At 71.5% G+C, this 18,081-nt stretch carries 12 protein-coding genes; 4 read left to right on the top strand and 8 right to left on the bottom strand.

Annotated elements, in window-relative coordinates:
• Positions 1-202 precede the first annotated feature (202 nt).
• From AQJ54_RS16265 to AQJ54_RS16255, 3 genes are all read right to left on the bottom strand, one after another.
• On the bottom strand, positions 203-1,084 hold the full coding sequence (locus AQJ54_RS16265; protein ID WP_248845361.1) for a carbon-nitrogen hydrolase family protein: 882 nt from the start codon (positions 1,082-1,084) through the stop codon (positions 203-205).
• A 425-nt stretch (positions 1,085-1,509) separates the two neighbouring features.
• Positions 1,510-3,000 (bottom strand): S8 family serine peptidase, encoded by a 1,491-nt coding sequence (locus tag AQJ54_RS16260; protein WP_062238022.1) that lies wholly within the window; start codon positions 2,998-3,000, stop codon positions 1,510-1,512.
• A gap of 176 nt (positions 3,001-3,176) precedes the next feature.
• On the bottom strand, positions 3,177-4,325 hold the full coding sequence (locus AQJ54_RS16255; protein WP_211278543.1) for a magnesium and cobalt transport protein CorA: 1,149 nt from the start codon (positions 4,323-4,325) through the stop codon (positions 3,177-3,179).
• Between the two features lie 148 nt (positions 4,326-4,473).
• On the opposite strand from AQJ54_RS16255, the gene AQJ54_RS16250 reads away from it, so the two are divergent.
• Complete coding sequence (locus AQJ54_RS16250) at positions 4,474-5,736, top strand: winged helix DNA-binding domain-containing protein (RefSeq protein WP_062238676.1); 1,263 nt, start codon at positions 4,474-4,476, stop codon at positions 5,734-5,736.
• A 7-nt stretch (positions 5,737-5,743) separates the two neighbouring features.
• Here the strand turns inward: AQJ54_RS16250 and AQJ54_RS16245 are convergent, their stop codons facing one another.
• The 4 genes from AQJ54_RS16245 to AQJ54_RS16230 form a co-directional block, all read right to left on the bottom strand.
• Complete coding sequence (locus AQJ54_RS16245; RefSeq protein WP_062238020.1) at positions 5,744-6,388, bottom strand: LysE family translocator; 645 nt, start codon at positions 6,386-6,388, stop codon at positions 5,744-5,746.
• A 157-nt stretch (positions 6,389-6,545) separates the two neighbouring features.
• A complete protein-coding gene (locus tag AQJ54_RS16240) occupies positions 6,546-7,337 on the bottom strand; it encodes a S1 family peptidase (protein ID WP_030313416.1) in 792 nt (263 codons plus the stop codon).
• A gap of 214 nt (positions 7,338-7,551) precedes the next feature.
• Positions 7,552-10,368, bottom strand: a complete 2,817-nt coding sequence (locus AQJ54_RS16235) for a helix-turn-helix transcriptional regulator (protein WP_062021416.1) — start codon at positions 10,366-10,368, stop codon at positions 7,552-7,554.
• A gap of 143 nt (positions 10,369-10,511) precedes the next feature.
• Positions 10,512-11,342 carry a helix-turn-helix transcriptional regulator gene (locus tag AQJ54_RS16230; RefSeq protein WP_062238018.1) on the bottom strand — a complete coding sequence of 277 codons (831 nt, stop codon included), beginning with the start codon at positions 11,340-11,342 and terminating at the stop codon, positions 10,512-10,514.
• A gap of 144 nt (positions 11,343-11,486) precedes the next feature.
• Between AQJ54_RS16230 and AQJ54_RS16225 the strand changes: the two genes are divergently transcribed.
• Both AQJ54_RS16225 and AQJ54_RS16220 read left to right on the top strand, forming a co-directional pair.
• Complete coding sequence (locus tag AQJ54_RS16225) at positions 11,487-13,154, top strand: AMP-binding protein (RefSeq protein ID WP_062021410.1); 1,668 nt, start codon at positions 11,487-11,489, stop codon at positions 13,152-13,154.
• A gap of 43 nt (positions 13,155-13,197) precedes the next feature.
• The gene (locus AQJ54_RS16220; protein WP_062238016.1) at positions 13,198-14,784 is read left to right on the top strand and encodes an AMP-binding protein; all 1,587 of its coding nucleotides are present in this window, start codon (positions 13,198-13,200) and stop codon (positions 14,782-14,784) included.
• A 10-nt stretch (positions 14,785-14,794) separates the two neighbouring features.
• Here the strand turns inward: AQJ54_RS16220 and AQJ54_RS16215 are convergent, their stop codons facing one another.
• Entirely contained in the window at positions 14,795-15,544 is a 750-nt protein-coding gene (locus tag AQJ54_RS16215; RefSeq protein WP_062238675.1) for a hypothetical protein, read from the bottom strand.
• A gap of 194 nt (positions 15,545-15,738) precedes the next feature.
• On the opposite strand from AQJ54_RS16215, the gene gcl reads away from it, so the two are divergent.
• Positions 15,739-17,523, top strand: a complete 1,785-nt coding sequence (gcl, locus tag AQJ54_RS16210; protein WP_062238014.1) for a glyoxylate carboligase — start codon at positions 15,739-15,741, stop codon at positions 17,521-17,523.
• Positions 17,524-18,081 lie beyond the last annotated feature (558 nt).

Raw genomic sequence — 18,081 nt, 5'->3', positions numbered from 1 at the left:
GAGCCTTTGACCGCAACCTGCCAACAGATGGGGAGGATGCGGCACTGGCTCGTGGAGACATGGAAGTTCATGACGTCGACGAGCAGACAGGTCCGGAGCGAATGAGGGGCGCGTGGCCCATGTCTCGTGCGCCGGAATCCGAGGGGTTCGAGGTAGTGGCGGCCGCCCCGAACGCTCGAACCCCTCAGGTTTCCTTACTGAGCTAGAAGCCCGTCGTACGGTCCTCGCTGCGCGGGTCGTTCACCTGGTGCTCGGCGTAGAGGCCCGAGCGGGACTCCCGGCGCCAGGGGCGCGCGTGGGTCCGTGCCGATGCGGCGGACTCGGAGCTGTCGTCCAGGTTCACCACTGCCACCGAGGGCGAACCGTCGGCCGGGCACCGCGCGATCCAGTCACCGTCGGGAGCGACCACCCCCGTCGGGGCGGTGACGCCGTCCTGTGCCGGCCCCGAGATGCTGACCCAGTAGCCGTTGAACGCGGCGTGGCCCTGGACCTGGGCCTCGGCGGTGATGTTGCCCGGCGTGCCGCTGGTGGAGAGCAGTACGCAGTCGACGTCCAGCCTCTCGTACTCCGTGAACAGCTCCGGGTAGTGGATCTCCATGCCGAGCAGGCAACCGAAGCGCACACCGTCGACCTCGAAGGTCACCGGTGAGACGCCGGGGGAGTACAGGTAGGAGACCTTCGTCCTCGAGAGCAGGCGCTCGTCGTAACGCGTGACGACCTCACCGCGATCGGAGACGACGTAGAGGCTGTTGTGCGGGCGGTGCGGCTCGGTCAGACGGTGCACCGAGGGAATCACCGTCCACAGCCGCAACGCGCCGGCCAGTTCGGCGATCGCCGCCAACTCCGCCCGGAGCACCGGCCACTGGCACCGGCTCCAGTCCGCGGGGCCGACCGCGTGCGGGCCGTCGACGGACATGACCAGCTTGCCCGGGAAGCAGAGCGCGCCCTCCGGGAAGTGCACGATCCTCGCTCCCCGCGCCCCGGCCTCGCGCATCAGCGCACGTACCGCACGCCCGCTTTCGCGCAACGCCTCCACGTCTCGGGGGTCTTCTCGTACGACCGTCTGCGCGACGGCAAGCCGCACGCTCCTGGGAGTCCTTGATTCCGACACGATGTCTCCTGATGGAGTCGGACGGAAGTGCCGCAGAGCGGCCGTATAGGACTCACCTGTCCTGGCGGCGCGGGCACGCACCTGGCGCTTGAAATTCCTACGGGCAGTCATCGCGGCCTTCCACGCCCCGAACGACGGCTCCCCAGCAGCCTCGCCCGCGGCGATCGGCTGCGACAACGGCCTGAGACGCTGGTCCCTTTGCCTCCGTGGGGAGACCGTGCTGGGGACGGTCGCCGGAGGTTCGGCGTAGGCCACGCAGTCGGTCATCCTGCCGTCACGAGCGGACCCGGTCAAGGCCGCCCGTCCACGGTCCGACGGAGTCGCCCGCGGAGATGACCAGGGTCCGACGGAGTCGCCCCCGGCGCCGGCAGCCCGTCACCGAGTCTTGCCGCCCACCTTCAGAGGTCCTGGGTGAGGACGAGGTCCAGCGCGGCGCTCACGTTGACCAGCCCGGGGCCGGTCGCCGTGTCGATGCCGACGTGGGCGCGCTTGCCGAAGCGCGGGTGATTGGTGCCGGTCGTGACGTCGGTGGCGGTCGCGGTGAGTGCCCTGGTCACCTGGGCGGGAGTGAGCCCCGGACGGGCCCCGAGGAGTACGGCCACCGCTCCCGCCGTCTGCGGTGCCGCCGCGGACGTGCCCGAGAACATGGCCCAGCCGTCCCCCGGACCGGTGGTGTCGCCCGGGTCGTCCGCCGGGGCGTGCGGGTCCGGCAGGCTCTCGTCGACGTCGATCGCGCACCCGGGCGGCACGGGCAGCATCAGGTACTGGGCCCGGGGGAGCAGTCCCACCAGACCGCACACGGTCGGCACACGAACGCCCTCGATCCAGGGACTGACGTACCCGCTCGCGTAGTTCGACGCGCGCAGTCGGCCGTCCTGCGCCGCGAACACTCCGCCCGCGGCGATCACCCCGGGCACCTGGGGTTCGATGGCGAACTGGCCGTTGCCCGCCGAGAAGACGACCACGATGCCCTGCTCCACCGCGTCCAGGATCTCCAGCGCGAAGATCATGTCGGCCTGACTGGGGCCACCCAGCGGGGGGAAATCGCCGTCCCCGCCCCAGGAGTTGGTGAGCACGTGCGGACGGTCGGCCTTGGCGCGCAGGAAGCCGGCCGTGGCCGCCGTGAGATCGCCTCGCCGGTTGCTCGCGCGGTACGGGCGCAGCCGGGCGCCCGGTGCCACGGCGAAGATGTTCGCCGATTCCCCCGTGCCGTGCCCGACCGGGTCCTCCGCGGGGCTGGTGCCGGGCACCAGTGCTACGGGCGGGGCGATGTCATAGCCGTGGGCGGTGAAGTAGGCGTGCTCGGCCTGTCCCGTGTCGACCATGGCGACCTCCACCCCGCGCCCCTCGTGCCCCGCCTCATGAGCCGGGGTCGCGTTGAGCAGGCCGGCGACGTCGTCGGGGAGTGTGAGGTGGTAAGCCTCCACGTCCGGCGGCTTGGCGTCGGCCGGAAGGAGACGCATGGGCGTGCGCGGACGCTCCAGGGCCACCGCCTCGATGGCGTCCTCGCCGGGTGCGGCGCCGATGCCGAGCGCGTCCGGTTGCCGGTCGCCGACGATGTCGAGGTGGGTGACCGAACGCTCCCGGTTCATGGGCCCCAGCTGCTCCACCTCGTAGCTGGCGATCCGTCCGCTGGTGAGCTGTTCGTACGCGGCCGGTGTACCGGCGACGGTGAAGCCCAGCCGGCTCTCGGCCGTCACGGTCAGCCCCGCCGTCCGTGCGTACTCCTTGGCGCGCTCCAGGGCATCACCCTCCGCGCGGAACGGCCTGGCCGAGGAGAGGGCCGTCGCCCGGGTCACCGGCACCCCGCCCTGGGAGCGGGCGGAGACATAGCCGTAGACGGTTTCCGGAACGTCCTGTCCGTACCGGGGCGCTGTGGGGTTCGTCATCTGTCCTCCAGAAGCGGAGGCCCGGACGCACGGGCCACGGCAGCCGGTCACGAACTCCCGTCGCGGGCTCCGGGCGTGGGAAGGGGCGGTACGTCCACCATCACTTCAATGCTCGCATTCACGGCATTGGGTCGCAAAAGATCTCAGGGAGTGGCTGGATCCGGCAGACACAGGCGTCAGAGCCAGTCCCGCCGCTTGAAGATGACGTACAGACTCACGCAGACCACCCCCATCAGGCCGATGGCGAAGGGGTAGCCGAAGCTCCAGTGCAGTTCCGGCATGTGCTCGAAGTTCATCCCGTAGATGGTTCCCACCAGCGTCGGTGCGAAGAGGATCGCCGCCCAGGAGGAGATCTTCTTGATCTCCTCGTTCTGTTCGAAGCCCGCCTCCGCCAACGCCCGCATCTCCGCGTTCTGTTGCTGCGTGACCAGGGTCGCGTTGACCGTGAGGATGTCCGTGAGGGCCTGGCGGAAGCCGTCGACCCGTTCGCTGGTGTGGGTGACGTGGTCGGCCACGTCGCGCAGGTAGCGCTGGAGTTCCTCGTCCGTGCCGTACTTCGCGAAGCCCGCCATCAGGGCGTGCAGCATGCCCACCAGGGGGCGGGTCGCGCGCTGGAACTCCACCATCTCGCGCGAGAGTTCGTAGATACGGCGGGAGACCTCCGGGTCGCCCCGGAAGACCTCCGTCTCGATCTCGTCGATGTCGTTCTGGACGCCCGAGACGACCGGGGCGTAGCCGTCGACCACCGCGTCCAGGATGGCGTACAGGACGGCCTCGGGGCCCAGCCTCAGCAACTCCGGTGTCTGCTCCATGCGGTGGCGTACCGCCGACAGGTCGGGCGCCGCGCCGTGCCGGACCGTGATGACGAAGTCCGGGCCCACGAACACGTGCAGCTCGCCGAAGTCGACCTCCTCCGGTGCGTCCAGGTAGCGGGCCGCCCGCAGGACGACGAAGAGCGTGTCGCCGTAGCGCTCCAGCTTCGGGCGTTGGTGGGCCTCCATCGCGTCCTCGACGGACAGCGGGTGCAGGTCGAACTCCTCCGCCAGCGAGAGGAGTTCGCTCTCCGGAGGACGGGCCAGGCCGATCCACGCCATGCCGGAGGGCTGTTCGCGCAGCTCCCGGAAGGTGTCCGCGAGGGTTTCGGGGGACGACACGCGTACGCCGTCGCGGTACAGGGCCGCCTGGACGATGCTCGCCGGTTCGGCCGGTTCGGGGGTGGTCGGTTCCGCTTCGGGCGCCGGAGTCCTCGGGGGCGCGGAGGGCGGGGTCAGGGCGCGGCGCCAGGCGGACTTCTTCCCTGCCGGGCGGGGGCGTCGCTCGGACATCGTGTGCCTCTCGCTCTCGGGTCGAGCCGATGTCGGCGTGATCACAGAGCAGGGTATACGGGGCAAATGACATTCCAGGAGGCCCGCCGTGCACCACGCCGTGAGTTGCGGACAGAGCTTGTCCGCAAGCGCCGCTAGCGTGCTTCTCATGACGAAGACGACCGCGTCGGCCCCCGTGCTCGGCACCCGCGCCCTCAACCGCGCGACCCTCGACCGACAGCTCCTCCTGCGCCGGTCCGGCATGTCCGCGAAGGCCGCCGTCGGGCATCTGCTCGGCCTCCAGGCCCAGAACGTCAAGCCCCCGTACTTCGCGCTCGCCGCCCGCCTCGACGGGTTCGCCCCCGAGGAGCTGTCGGCGCTGATGGCCCAACGCGAGGTGGTCCGGATCGTCACCATGCGCTCGACCATCCACACCCACACCGCCGAGGACTGCCTTACCCTGCGGCCGCTGGTCCAGCCCGCCCGGGACCGCGAACTCACCCACTTCCGCAAGGGACTTGACGGCGTCGACCTCGACCGGCTCGCCGCGCTCGCCCGGGACCTCGTCGAGAGCCGGCCCCGCACCATGAAGGAGCTGCGGGAGGCCCTCCTCGTCGAGTGGCCGGACGCCGACCCGCAGGCCCTGGCCGTCGCCGCCCGCTGCAAGCTCCCGCTCGTCCAGGTCACCCCTCGCGGACTGTGGGGCCGCAGTGGCCAGGTGGCCCTCACCACGGCGGAACACTGGCTCGGCCGCCCCGCCGACACCGCGCGGCAGGCGGAACACCGGCTCACCGAAGCCGCGCCTCCGGGGGAACACCGGCTCACCGAAGCGGTTCCGCCGGCGGAACTCCGGCCCACCCGCCCCGCCGACACCGCTCCGCCGGCCGAACACCGGCCCACCGACGCGCCCCTCGCCCGCCCCACCCCCGCCCCCGACGCCACCGTCCTGCGCTACCTCGCCGCCTTCGGTCCCGCCTCCGTCAAGGACATGCAGACCTGGGCCGGGCTCACCCGGCTCCGCGAGGCCTTCGAACGGCTCCGCCCCGAGCTGCGTGTGTTCCGTGACGAGCACGGTGTCGAGCTCTTCGACCTCCCCGACGCGCCCCGTCCCGCCGAGGACACCCCGGCCCCGCCCCACTTCCTGCCGGAGTTCGACAACCTGCTGCTCTCCCACGCCGACCGCACCCGCGTGGTGCCGAAGGAGTACTGGGGCCGCAGCTGGCAGGGCAACCAGGCCTACTGCACCCTCCTCGTCGACGGCTTCCTCGCGGGCGTGTGGAAGCTCGACGGGGACACCCTCGTCGTCGAGCCCTTCGGCCGGCTCACCAGGGCCCAGCGTCAGGAGGTCGAGACCGAGGGGCAGCGGATGCTCGCCACGCTGTATCCGGGGACGTCGTACGACATCCGGTTCGGGACGGTCGTACAGAAGTAACCGTGGGTCAGTCCCGCCCCGTCACCGCCACCGTCAGCCCCAGACCGATCATCGTGAAGCCGCCCGCGCCGCCGATCAGGGAGAGGCGGCGGTCGGATCGGGCGAACCAGGTGCGGGCGGCGGACGCGGTCAGACCCCACAGGGTGTCCGTGACCAGGCCGATGGTGATGGGGACCAGGCCGAGCAGCAGCATCTGGGCGGGGACGTGGCCCGCCGCGTGGTTCACGAACTGGGGGAGCACGGCGGCGAAGAAGACGACGCCCTTCGGGTTGGTGACGCCGACCAGCGCGCCGTCGAGCACGGTCCGCAGGTCGCCCCGCGCAGGGCCCGCGGGTTCGGCGGTGATCGCCGAGGCCTTCAGTTCGCCCCGGTGCCGGAAGGCCTGGACGCCGAGGAGGACCAGGTATGCGGCGCCCGCCAGTTTCACCGTCAGGTAGACGGCCGCCGATCGTTCCACCAGCGAGCCGATCCCGATCGCCACGGCCACGACGAGCAGGTAGGAACCGAACACGTTGCCGAGGGCCGTCGCCACCGCGGTCCGGCGGCCGTGCGCCAGGGCGCGGCCGATCACGAACAGCACGCTGGGCCCCGGGATGACGATCACCAGCAGGGACATCGCGGCGAAGGCGAGGACACGGTCCGTGGACACCATGGCGGTCATTGAAACAGGCGACCGCCGCCCGCCTCCAGAGCCCTGACCCCTGCCCATGCGGGGAGAGGACATGGACAGGGGGCGTTGCGGGCCGCTCGTGGAGGCCCGCAACGCCCCCGGTTTCATACCTGAGGAACCCTCAGGAAACCTCTGGGGACTACGAGTTGACCTGCGCGGTCACCAGGCTGGAGAAGGTCGTCAGCCGGGTGTAGACACCCGGGTAGCCGGCCTGCGCGCAGCCCTCTCCCCAAGAAGTGATCCCTGCCAGGACGCCCCCGATGAGCAGGGGACCGCCGCTGTCGCCCTGGCAGGTGTCTGTGCCGCCGGAGGTGTATCCGGCGCAAACCATGTCGGACTGGACGAAGTCCGAACCGTAGGAGCTCTTGCAGCTGGTGTCGGACACGATCGGGACGGTCGCGGTCCGCAGCTGGTTGGAGGAGCTGCCGTTCGACGAGGTGGTGCCCCAGCCGAGGATGCGGGCCGTGGTGCCGGCCGCGTACACGCTCGTCTGGGAGGAGGAGACGTACGACGCCTTCGTGTACGGCATCGACGTCGACAGGGTCAGCACGGCCACGTCGTCGCCGTTGGTGGCGTCCGTGTAGCTCGGGTTGATCCAGATCTTGCTGACCCGGCTGACCGTGCCGTTGGTGCCGTTGAGGTAGGTGCGGCCGCCGACGACTCTGACGCTGCTGGTGGTCTCGCCGACCATGCAGTGGGCCGCGGTGACGACCTTGGTCGCGGAGACCAGGGTGCCACCGCAGAACTGGTTCTGCGAGGCGTCCGTGATCTGCATCATGAACGGGTAGGCGGTCGTGGTCGTCGTCGTACCGCCGACGATGGGCTGGGGAGCGGCGACAGCGGTGGGGGCGCTGAGCAACGCGGTGGCGGCGGCAGCGGCCGTCGCCAGGCCGACGGCGCCGGCCTTCTTCGCACGGGTGAGACCGAACATCAGTGAGTCTCCTCAGGGTTGCCGGTGGGGGTCGCGCGGGTGTGGGGGTCGTACACGGGGGTCGCGGGACCGACCCCCGTATGCCCGGGCGAGCGGCACGTTCATAAGCTAGAACGCGGGAGTTCCCCTTCCCAATGAGGGAAGCCCCTAAGGGAGTTGGGCAGGGAAAACCCTCGGTCGGCCCTCAGCGGGGCCCGTGACAGGGGGCGTTCGGTTACGACCTGCGTCCCGCCGCCAGCCGGACGATGTCCACGCGCGAGCGGATCCCGAGCTTGCGGTAGACGCGGGTGAGGGTCGCCTCGACCGTCTTCACACTGATGAACAGCCGCGCGGCTATCTCCCGGTTGGTGGCGCCCTCCATGACCAGCGCCGCCACCTGACGCTCCATCGAGGCCAGCCCTTCGAGGCTGTCCAGCCCGTCCTGCGCGGTCGTCAGCGGAGCGGCCGGCTCCACCGGCCGGGTCAGCGCGGCCGTCTCGACCTGCCGCAGCCAGGGCAGCGCCCGGCAGCGCCGGAAGAGCCGGGCCGCCTCGTCGTACGACGTGGGACCGGGTTGCCGGGTGCGCAACTGGGCCAGTGCGAACGCGGCGCGGGCCTCCTCCAGGCCGTAGCCCAGCTTGGCGAGCCGGTCCTGAACCGACGTCAACCGGTCGAGCGCGGCGTCGTGTTCACCACGCGCCGCCCGCACCAGCGCCTCGGCCCGGTCCAGTACCGCGAGCACGCTCTCCCGGCCGAGCCGCAGCGCGTTCACCCGCGTCACGTCGATGACGTCCTGCGCCTCCCCGACCTCCCCGATCCGTACGAGGGCCTCGGCGAGGTCGCCCTGCCACCGGCCGCGCGCCGGGTCGGTGATGCCGAGGCCGTGCTCCAGCTCGCGCACCCGGCGCAGCGAGCGGACCGCGCCCTCCGCGTCCCCGGCGACGAGCTGGGCGTACCCGAGGGCGGCCAGGCCCCGGGACTCGTACATCTGGTCGCCGTTCTCCTCGGAGTGGTCGACCGCCTCCCGGGCCAGTTCCAGGGCCCGCTCGACATTGCCGCCCGAGGCCTCCGCGAGGGAGGCGAGCACGGCCGAGGCCACCTCGCCGATCCCGGTGTCGCGGGCCATCATCAGGCTCTCCCGGGCCAGGTCGAGCGCCCGCCCGCAGTGCCCGGAGCGCAGCTCGGTCTCGGCCACCCCGCGCAGGAAGTGCACCTCGCTCTCGACCGAGCCGCGCCGCCGGACCTCCCGCAGCAGTGCGGTGACCGTGGCCCGGGCCTCGGGCAGCTGGTCGCTCATGATCAGCCAGCGGAAGCGGGAGTACCCGGCGCCGTTGTGATGGCAGGAGACGCGCGGGTCCTGGGGCTCCTTGAGGGCGCGCTTGATCGTCGCGGGGGCGTCCGGGTGGCCCATCAGGGTCTCGATCTGGGCCTGGAAGGACAGCGCCATCAGCTCGTTGTACCGGTCGCCGCCCTGCGCGGCCAGCGCGGCCGAGCGCGCGGCCTCCCCGCGTGCCTCGTCGAAGTCGCCCTCGACCAGCAGGGCGCGCCAGGCCAGCTGGTAGCGGATCAGGGCGAGCAGCCCGGGGTCGTCGCCCGCGTCGGCCAGCGCCTGCGGGAAGACCGCGTCGACCTCGGTCATGGCATGGCCCGCGGTGTCGATCACGATGATCCAGGCCCGCACCCGGTCCGCCGGCACGGTGGCCCGGGTCAGCACGTCCCGGGCGATGTCCCGGGCGAGGTCCAGCTCACCGGCGGTGATCGCGTCCTCGGCCGCGGTCAGCCGCCGTACGTCCGGGGCGGGCACGCTGTCGGCCGGGGTGTGCCGGGCCGACAGCAGCCCGAGCGAGGCGGCCATCGAGGGGGCGCCCCGGTCCCGGGCCAGGGCCGCGGCCTCGGCGAGCCGGGCGGCCACCTCCGGGTCGGTGCCGTGGGTGGCGAGGGCCAGGTGGCGGGCGCGCTCGATCGGGTCGGAGGCGGCCGTGGACAGCGCGCGGTGCGCCTCCCGCCGCTCCTGCGCGGGCGCCTCCGCGTACAGGGCGGCCGAGATCAGCGGATGCGCGAACCGTACGGCGGGACCCTCGGCCTCCGTGGCGAGCAGACCCAGCGCGGCCGCCTGGGCCATCTCGGCCTCGGCGTCCCCGCGGCCCGCCGCGTGCAGCAGGGCCGGGGTGGGGCGGGCGCCCGCGCTCGCCACCAGCAGGGTGCGGCGGGCCTCCTCGGACAGCATCTCCAGGCGGCTCAGCACCAGGGCCCGCAGCGAGGTGGGCACCGGCAGCGGGTCGCCGGGGCGGGGCGGGACCGGGCTCTCGGTGAGCGCGCGGCCGAGCTCCAGGGCGTAGAACGGGTTGCCGCCGCTGGTGCGGTGGATGTCCCGGACGGTGGAGCGCTGGAGGCCGGTGTAGCCGCGGTGGTCGAGCAGCGCGGCGGTCTGGGCACGGGTGAGGGGGTTGAAGCGGACGGCGAGGCTGTCCGGGGGCAACACGCGTAGATGGTGGTCGTACTCGGGACCGTCGGTCCGGACCGCGCACAGCATCCGCACCGGGATGTCGCCGAGCCGGCGGGCGGCGAAACCGAGCAGCTCCAGACTGGCGGGATCCAGCCACTGCATGTCGTCGGCGACGATCAGGACGGGTCCCTCGGCGGCGAGGGCGCGCAGCGCCGACAGCACCGCGAGGCGCAGCGCGAGACCGTCGCGCTGGAGGGTGGACTCGCCGCGGCCGGTCAGCGCCGACTCCAGGGCGGTGCGCTGGGCGGCGGGCAGCTTGTCGGAGATGTCGTCCAGGACCAGGCCGAAGAGGTCGGCCAGGGCCAGGAAGGGCAGGTGGGACTCGGACTCGGTGGCCGAGCAGCGCAGCACGGTGCGGGCCGCGTCGCCGCATTCCGCGGCCAGGGCCCGCAGGACGGTCGACTTCCCGATACCGGCCGGGCCGTGCAGCAGCACGCTGCCGCCCCGGGTCAGCCGGTCACGGGCCTGGGCGAACAGGTCGTCCCGTCCGATCACCAGGTCGGGGCGGCATCGCGCGGGCTCCTGGAAGTCGCTTGGCACGGGCAGCGCTCCCCTCCCTGTGGCGTGTCCTGGCCAATATTAGGCAAGGTGCTGCGGAATTCGGCGGGAAGATGCGGTGAGGGAGATAACAACCGGTTACGTATCAAGAAATTCAAAGCGCCCGCACCTGAATGAGATGTCTACGAATGTTACGGGAGCAGCCCCGCCCGGCGCGCGGCCGCGACCGCCTCGCCCCGGGTACGGGCGCACAGCTTCCGCATGGCCGACCTCAGGTACGCCTTGACCGTCTCGGCGCTCACCCCCAGCCGGGCCGCCGCCACGGCGTTCGTCGCACCGGCCGCCACACACGCCAGGACGTCCAGCTCGCGCGGGGCCAGCGCGACCCCCGCCGGGGACGCGGGCGCCGGAGTCAGCAGGGCGCACGCGTCCAGCAGCTCGGTCCTGAGCGCCGGGTCGGTGATCCGCGGGGCCAGCGCCCGCAGCGCCGCGTGCGCCTCCCGTACCTGCTCCCAGCCGGAGCTGTCGCCCGGCGGCGGCTCGGCCCGCGCCGCCGCCAGCACGTCCCTGGCCTCGTCGCCGACGACCAGCGCCTGCTCGACGTCCCGTGCCGCGTCCACCGCCGCCGCCATCGTCCGGTCGCCCAGCGGCCGGGCGTCGCGCAGGGCGCCGTAGAGCACGCCCCGCACCCGGCGCCGTACCACCACCGGCACGGCGAGCACCGAGCGCAGGCCCTCGGCGGCGACCGCGGCGTCGTACTCGTGGCTGATCTGCCGGGACACGGAGTAGTCGGCCACGGCGCACGGGCGGGCCAGCGCCACGGTCTTGCCGCCCAGGCCGTTGCCCGAGGTCACCGCGAGCGCCAGCAGCGAGGTGGTGGCCGTGCCGCTCAGTTCGCTGATCCGCATCCGCGGCCGGCCGGCCTCCACCAGGCCCCCGAAGGCGACCGGAAGGCCCGTCGTGCGCCGCAGCCGCACAAGTGCACGCCGGATCTCCACCGCACCGGCCGCGTCGACTGTCACCTGTTCGTCCCTCCACTGCGGCACACACCCCCGTTCGGGGGTAGTGAGACCCACATCACGGATTACACGATGGCAGAGAGCCGCCCGGCAACAGTCCGGCACGAGGAGTCCGGGACGAGTGGTCCGGGACGAGGAGGACGAGAGATGACGGCTACGGAGGACTTCCGCGGGGCGCGGGACTTCCTGCTGGCGCACCGCGAGGACTACGCCACCGCGTACGAGGGCTTCGACTGGCCCCGCCCGCGGCACTTCAACTGGGCGCTCGACTGGTTCGACGTCATCGCGCGCGGCAACGACCGCACCGCCCTGCACATCGTCGAGGAGGACGGCGGCGAGGTCCGGCTCTCCTTCGCCGAGATGGCCGAGCGCTCCGACCGGGTCGCCAACCTGCTGCGCGAGCGCGGGGTGGAGGCCGAGGACCGCATTCTCGTCATGCTGGGCAACCAGACCGAGCTGTGGGAGACGGCCCTCGCCGCGATGAAGCTGCGGGCCGTCGTCATCCCGGCGACCCCGCTGCTCGGCCCCGCCGACCTGCGGGACCGCGTCGAGCGCGGCCGGGTGCGGCACGTGCTGGTCCGGGCCGAGGACACCGGAAAGTTCGACGACGTGCCCGGCGACTACACCCGCATCGCGGTGGGCGGCGTACCGGAGGGCTGGCAGCCGTACGAGGACGCCTACGCGGCCTCCGCGGAGTTCCTGCCCGACGGCCCCACCCTCTCCGACGACCCGCTGATGCTCTACTTCACCTCCGGGACGACGGCCCGGCCCAAGCTCGTCGAGCACACGCACACCTCGTACCCGATCGGGCACCTGGCGACCATGTACTGGATCGGCCTCAAGCCCGGAGACGTGCACCTGAACATCTCCTCGCCCGGCTGGGCCAAGCACGCCTGGTCCAATCTGTTCGCGCCCTGGAACGCCGAGGCGACCGTCTTCATCCACAACTACACGCGCTTCGACGCGGCCCGTCTGATGGCCGAGATGGACCGGGCGGGCGTCACCACCTTCTGCGCCCCGCCGACCGTCTGGCGCATGCTCATCCAGGCCGACCTGACCCAGCTGCGCACCCCGCCGCGGGAGGTGGTCGCGGCCGGCGAGCCGCTCAACCCCGAGGTGATCGAGCAGGTCCGGCGGGCCTGGGGCATCACCATCCGGGACGGCTTCGGCCAGACCGAGACCGCCGTGCAGGTCTCCAACAGCCCCGGACAGGTCCTGAAGACCGGCTCCATGGGCCGCCCCAGCCCCGGCTACAGGGTGGAACTCCTCGACCCGGTGTCCGGCGCGCCCGGCGCGGCCGAGGGCGAGATCGCGCTGGACCTGTCGGCCCGGCCGGTCGGCCTGATGACCGGCTACCACGGCGACCCGGACCGTACGGCGGAGGCGATGGCCGGCGGCTACTACCGCACCGGGGACGTCGCGTCCCGGGACGAGGACGGCTACCTGACCTACATCGGTCGCAGCGACGACGTGTTCAAGGCCTCCGACTACAAGATCAGCCCCTTCGAGCTGGAGAGCGCGCTCCTGGAGCACGAGGCGGTGGCCGAGGCGGCCGTGGTGCCCGCGCCGGACGAGCTGCGGCTCGCGGTCCCGAAGGCGTACGTGGTGCTGGCGGCGGGCTGGGAGCCCGGCCCGGACACGGCCAAGGTGCTCTTCGAGCACTCCCGTCAGACGCTGGCGCCCTACAAGCGGATCCGGCGGCTGGAGTTCGGCGCCCTGCCGAAGACCGTCTCCGGAAAGATCCGCCGGATCGAGCTGCGGGAGGCCACGGCCGCCGGCTCGGACGCCGAGTACCGCGAGGAGGACTTCCGGTGAATCCGCGAGGGGGACTTCCGGTGAGCTGTGAGGAGGACTTCCGGTGAACTCGTACACGCACGGCGTGAGCACGACCGCGCTGCTCGGCGACACCATCGGCGCCAACCTCGACCGGGCGGTGGCCACCTGGCCGGACCGTGAGGCCCTGGTGGACGTGCCGTCCGGACGGCGGTGGACCTACGCGCAGTTCGGCTCCGACGTCGACGAGCTGGCGCGGGCGCTGCTCGGTGCCGGGGTGGTGAAGGGCGACCGGGTGGGCATCTGGGCGGTCAACTGCCCCGAGTGGACGCTGGTCCAGTACGCCACCGCCCGCATCGGCGCGATCATGGTCAACATCAACCCGGCGTACCGCACCCACGAGGTCGAGTACGTCCTCAACCAGGCGGGCATCTCCCTGCTGTTCGCCTCGCTGAGCCACAAGAGCAGCGACTACCGGGCGATGGTCGACGAAGTGCGGGGCCGGTGCCGTGAGCTGCGGGAGGTCGTCTACATCGGCGACCCGAGCTGGCGGGCCCTGCTCGAACGGGCCGTCGCGGAACCGGAGTTCCCGGAGCTGTCCTGCGACGACCCCATCAACATCCAGTACACCTCGGGCACGACGGGCTTCCCCAAGGGGGCCACCCTCTCTCACCACAACATCCTCAACAACGGTTATTTCGTGGGTGAGTTGATCGCCTACACCGAGCAGGACCGGATCTGCATCCCGGTGCCGTTCTACCACTGCTTCGGCATGGTGATGGGCAACCTGGCGGCGACCTCGCACGGCGCCTGCATGGTGATCCCGGCCCCGTCCTTCGACCCGGCGGCCACCCTGCGCGCGGTCCAGCAGGAGCGCTGCACCTCGCTCTACGGCGTCCCGACCATGTTCATCGCGGAGCTGAACCTCCCCGACTTCGCGTCCTACGACCTGTCCTCGCTGCGCACCGGGATCATGGCGGGCTCGCCCTGTCCGGTGGAGGTGATGAAGCGAGTGGTCGCCGAGATGCACATGGCGGAGGTGTCCATCTGCTACGGCATGACGGAGACCTCCCCGGTCTCGCTCCAGACCCGCAGGGACGACGACCTCGAACACCGCACGGGCACGGTCGGCCGCGTCCTGCCGCACATCGAGGTCAAGGTCGTGGACCCGGCGACCGGGGTCACCCAGCCCCGGGGCGCGGCGGGGGAGTTGTGCACCCGGGGCTACAGCGTGATGCTCGGTTACTGGAACGAGCCCGAGAAGACCGCGGAGGCCGTCGACGCGGGGCGCTGGATGCACACCGGTGACCTGGCGACGATGCGTGAGGACGGGTACGTCGAGATCGTCGGACGCATCAAGGACATGATCATCCGGGGTGGCGAGAACATCTACCCGCGCGAGATCGAGGAGTTCCTCTACGGCCACCCGAAGATCGCGGACGTCCAGGTCGTCGGCGTCCCTCACGAGCGCTACGGCGAGGAGGTGCTGGCCTGCGTGATCCCCCGCGACCCGGCGACCCCGCCGAGCCTCGAGGAACTGCGCGCCTTCTGCGAGGGCCGCCTGGCCCACTACAAGATCCCGAGCCGGCTGCGGATCCTGGAGGCCTTCCCGATGACGGTGTCGGGCAAGGTGCGGAAGGTGGAGCTGCGGGAGGCGTACGGGGAGGGGTAGGGCGGGCCGGTCAGGTGGTGCCCAACTCGTCGGCCAGGGCGTTCACCGGCTGCGGGGTGCCCGTCAGGTCCAGGACGAACAGGGGGACTCCCAGGGTGTCCGCGCGGGCGCGGGCCTCCGTGGTGTAGCCGGCCAGGGAGAAGTAGACGCAGTGCGCGGACTCCGTCATGGCCGTCAGCCACAGGCACTCCACGTCCCGCGGTGAGGCGGGCCGTACCGTCGGGTCCACCTGGGCGAGCAGGCCGCGCGCGGCGAGACCGATGCCGGACGGCGGGCGCTGGTCCGCCCGCCGGATGTCCTGGTAGCCGAGCCAGCGCAGGTACAGCGCGGCCACGGTCACCGCGTCGCGCGCCGTGCGGATCGTGATGGGCTGGAAGGCGCGGCGCGGGGGAGCAGCGGGGATCTCGGAGGGTGTGGGCCTCCCTGCGGAGAGAGACCTGTCCGTGGGGGTCTCGGCGGGTGCGGGACTCCCCGCGGAGACGGGACTCTCCGCGGCAGCGGGTACGTCCGCCGTCACCGCGATCCGCAGCACCGTCCCGCACGCGCACCCCAGTTCCGGGTGCGGCCACTCCGACCGGCGGCCGCACAGCGCGCACTCCACGGTGACCCAGGCCTCTTCCCACACCTGATGCGTCACCGCACGCGCCCCCGGCTCCAGCGGTGGCGAGATCGGGGCGCCGCACACGCACGGGTACGTCGGCGCCGCGTAGAGGTGCTCCCGGCGACAGGCCGGACAGCGCACCGGCACGCTCTCGGACATGGCCACATCGTCCTCCAGGACCCGGCCCGTTGTCCGCCTCTTGACGGTCTTCACCCACCGACCTACATTGCTTCCAGATAGTAGAAAATAGATTCCGCATTGTGGAAGTACTGCGGAAGTGCTCACCGCGGGGCGCGACGGGAGTACGCATCCGACAGCCGACACAGTTGAAGCAGTCGAAGCAGGAGTACTCGATGGCTCGAATGACCGCTGCCCGCGCGGCAGTTGAGATCCTCAAACGCGAAGGCGTCACGGACGCGTTCGGCGTGCCCGGCGCGGCGATCAACCCCTTCTACGCCGCGCTCAAGGCGTCCGGGGGCATCCACCACACCCTCGCCCGCCATGTCGAGGGCGCCTCGCACATGGCCGAGGGGTACACGAGGACCCACCCCGGCAACATCGGTGTCTGTATCGGCACTTCGGGCCCCGCCGGCACCGACATGATCACCGGGCTGTACTCCGCCACCGGCGACTCCATCCCGATCCTGTGCATCACGGGCCAGGCCCCGACCGCCGTGATCCACAAGGAGGACTTCCAGGCCGTCGACATCGCGTCCATCGCGGGCCCGGTGACCAAGATGGCCGTCACCGTCCTGGAGGCCGCCCAGGTCCCCGGCGTCTTCCAGCAGGCCTTCCACCTGATGCGCTCCGGTCGCCCGGGGCCGGTCCTGATCGACCTGCCGATCGACGTCCAGCTGACCGAGATCGAGTTCGACCCGGAGACGTACGAGCCGCTCCCGGTCTACAAGCCGGCGGCGAGCCGCGCGCAGATCGAGAAGGCGATCGGGATGCTGAACGCCTCCGAGCGTCCGCTGATCGTCGCCGGCGGCGGTGTCATCAACGCCGACGCGGCCGAACTCCTCGTCGAGTTCGCCGAGTTGACCGGCACCCCGGTCGTCCCGACCCTGATGGGCTGGGGCGTGCTGCCCGACGACCACGAGCTCAACGCCGGCATGGTGGGCCTCCAGACCTCGCACCGCTACGGCAACGCCACCTTCCTGGAGTCCGACTTCGTCCTCGGCATCGGCAACCGCTGGGCCAACCGCCACACCGGCAGACTGGACGTCTACACGGCGGGCCGGACGTTCGTCCACGTCGACGTCGAGCCCACCCAGATCGGCCGGATCTTCGCCCCGGACTACGGCATCGCCTCCGACGCCAAGGCCGCGCTGACGCTCTTCGTCGAGGTGGCACGGGAGTTGAAGGCGGCGGGCAGGCTGCCCGACCGCGGTGCCTGGGCGGCGTCCGCGCAGGAGAAGAAGGCGACCCTCCAGCGCCGTACGCACTTCGACGACATCCCCATCAAGCCGCAGCGCGTCTACGAGGAGATGAACAAGGCCTTCGGCCCGGAGACCCGGTACGTCTCCACGATCGGCCTCTCCCAGATCGCCGGCGCCCAGATGCTGCACGTCTTCCGGCCGCGGCACTGGATCAACTGCGGTCAGGCGGGCCCCCTCGGCTGGACGATCCCGGCCGCGCTGGGCGTCGCCAAGGCCGACCCGGAGGCACAGGTCGTGGCGCTCTCCGGGGACTACGACTTCCAGTTCATGATCGAGGAGCTGGCCGTCGGGGCGCAGCACCGGATCCCGTACATCCACGTCCTGGTGAACAACTCCTACCTGGGCCTGATCCGCCAGGCCCAGCGCGCCTTCGACATCGACTTCCAGGTCAACCTGGAGTTCGAGAACGTCAACTCCCCGGAGCTGGGCGTCTACGGCGTCGACCATGTGAAGGTCGCCGAGGGCCTCGGCTGCAAGGCGATCCGGGTGACGGACCCGGCGGAGTTGGGAGCCGCGCTGGAGCAGGCGAAGAAGCTCGCCGCGGAGTTCCAGGTCCCGGTCGTCGTCGAGGCGATCCTGGAGCGGGTCACCAACATCGCGATGTCCACCACCAACGACATCGGAAACGTGGTGGAGTTCGAGGAGCTCGCGACGGAGCCGGCGCACGCGCCGACGTCGATCAGGACGCTGAAGGTCTGACAGCCGCGCACGGCTGAAGGGCGGTCCCACCGTGATGGTCGGACCGCCCTTTCCCGTGCCCGGCTCCCCCGAAGCCGTCCCCCGTCGTGTGGCTCGCCGCCCCCGTGCCGGCGAACCTCACGTGATGAGAATGTGCCCGGGGCGGGGGTGAGTTGAAGCCCCCTGAGCTGTGTTCAGAGGTTGATTTGAGGTTTGAGTTCGGCTGCGGCTCGGTGGGGGCTTGTGGCGCAGTTCCCCGCGCCCCTGAGTGGGTTCAGTCAAAGCATGTCTAGCTGCACCCACCCAGGGGCGCGGGGAACTGCGCGACCAGCCACGACGCACCTGAACGCACAAACGCGCGGGACACGGCACATGCCATGTCTCGCGCAGGGACCGCGGCGGTAGCGACGGAACCGGCAGACCCCCTTCCCTCAGGTCGAAGAAGAAGATCCCGGCGCCTTCACCACCGCACTGGCTCGCACACCGCCGCGGTCCGTTCCCTGCCCCGCCCGTCACCGGGCGACCACCCCTCATCCGGGTCGCCGGTGCGTCAGGGCAGGGAGTCTCACAAGAGGTTGG

The sequence above is a fragment of the Streptomyces griseorubiginosus genome (assembly GCF_001514195.1).
GTDB lineage: Bacteria > Actinomycetota > Actinomycetes > Streptomycetales > Streptomycetaceae > Streptomyces > Streptomyces griseorubiginosus.
This window is presented reverse-complemented; position numbering and strand designations above follow the sequence as displayed.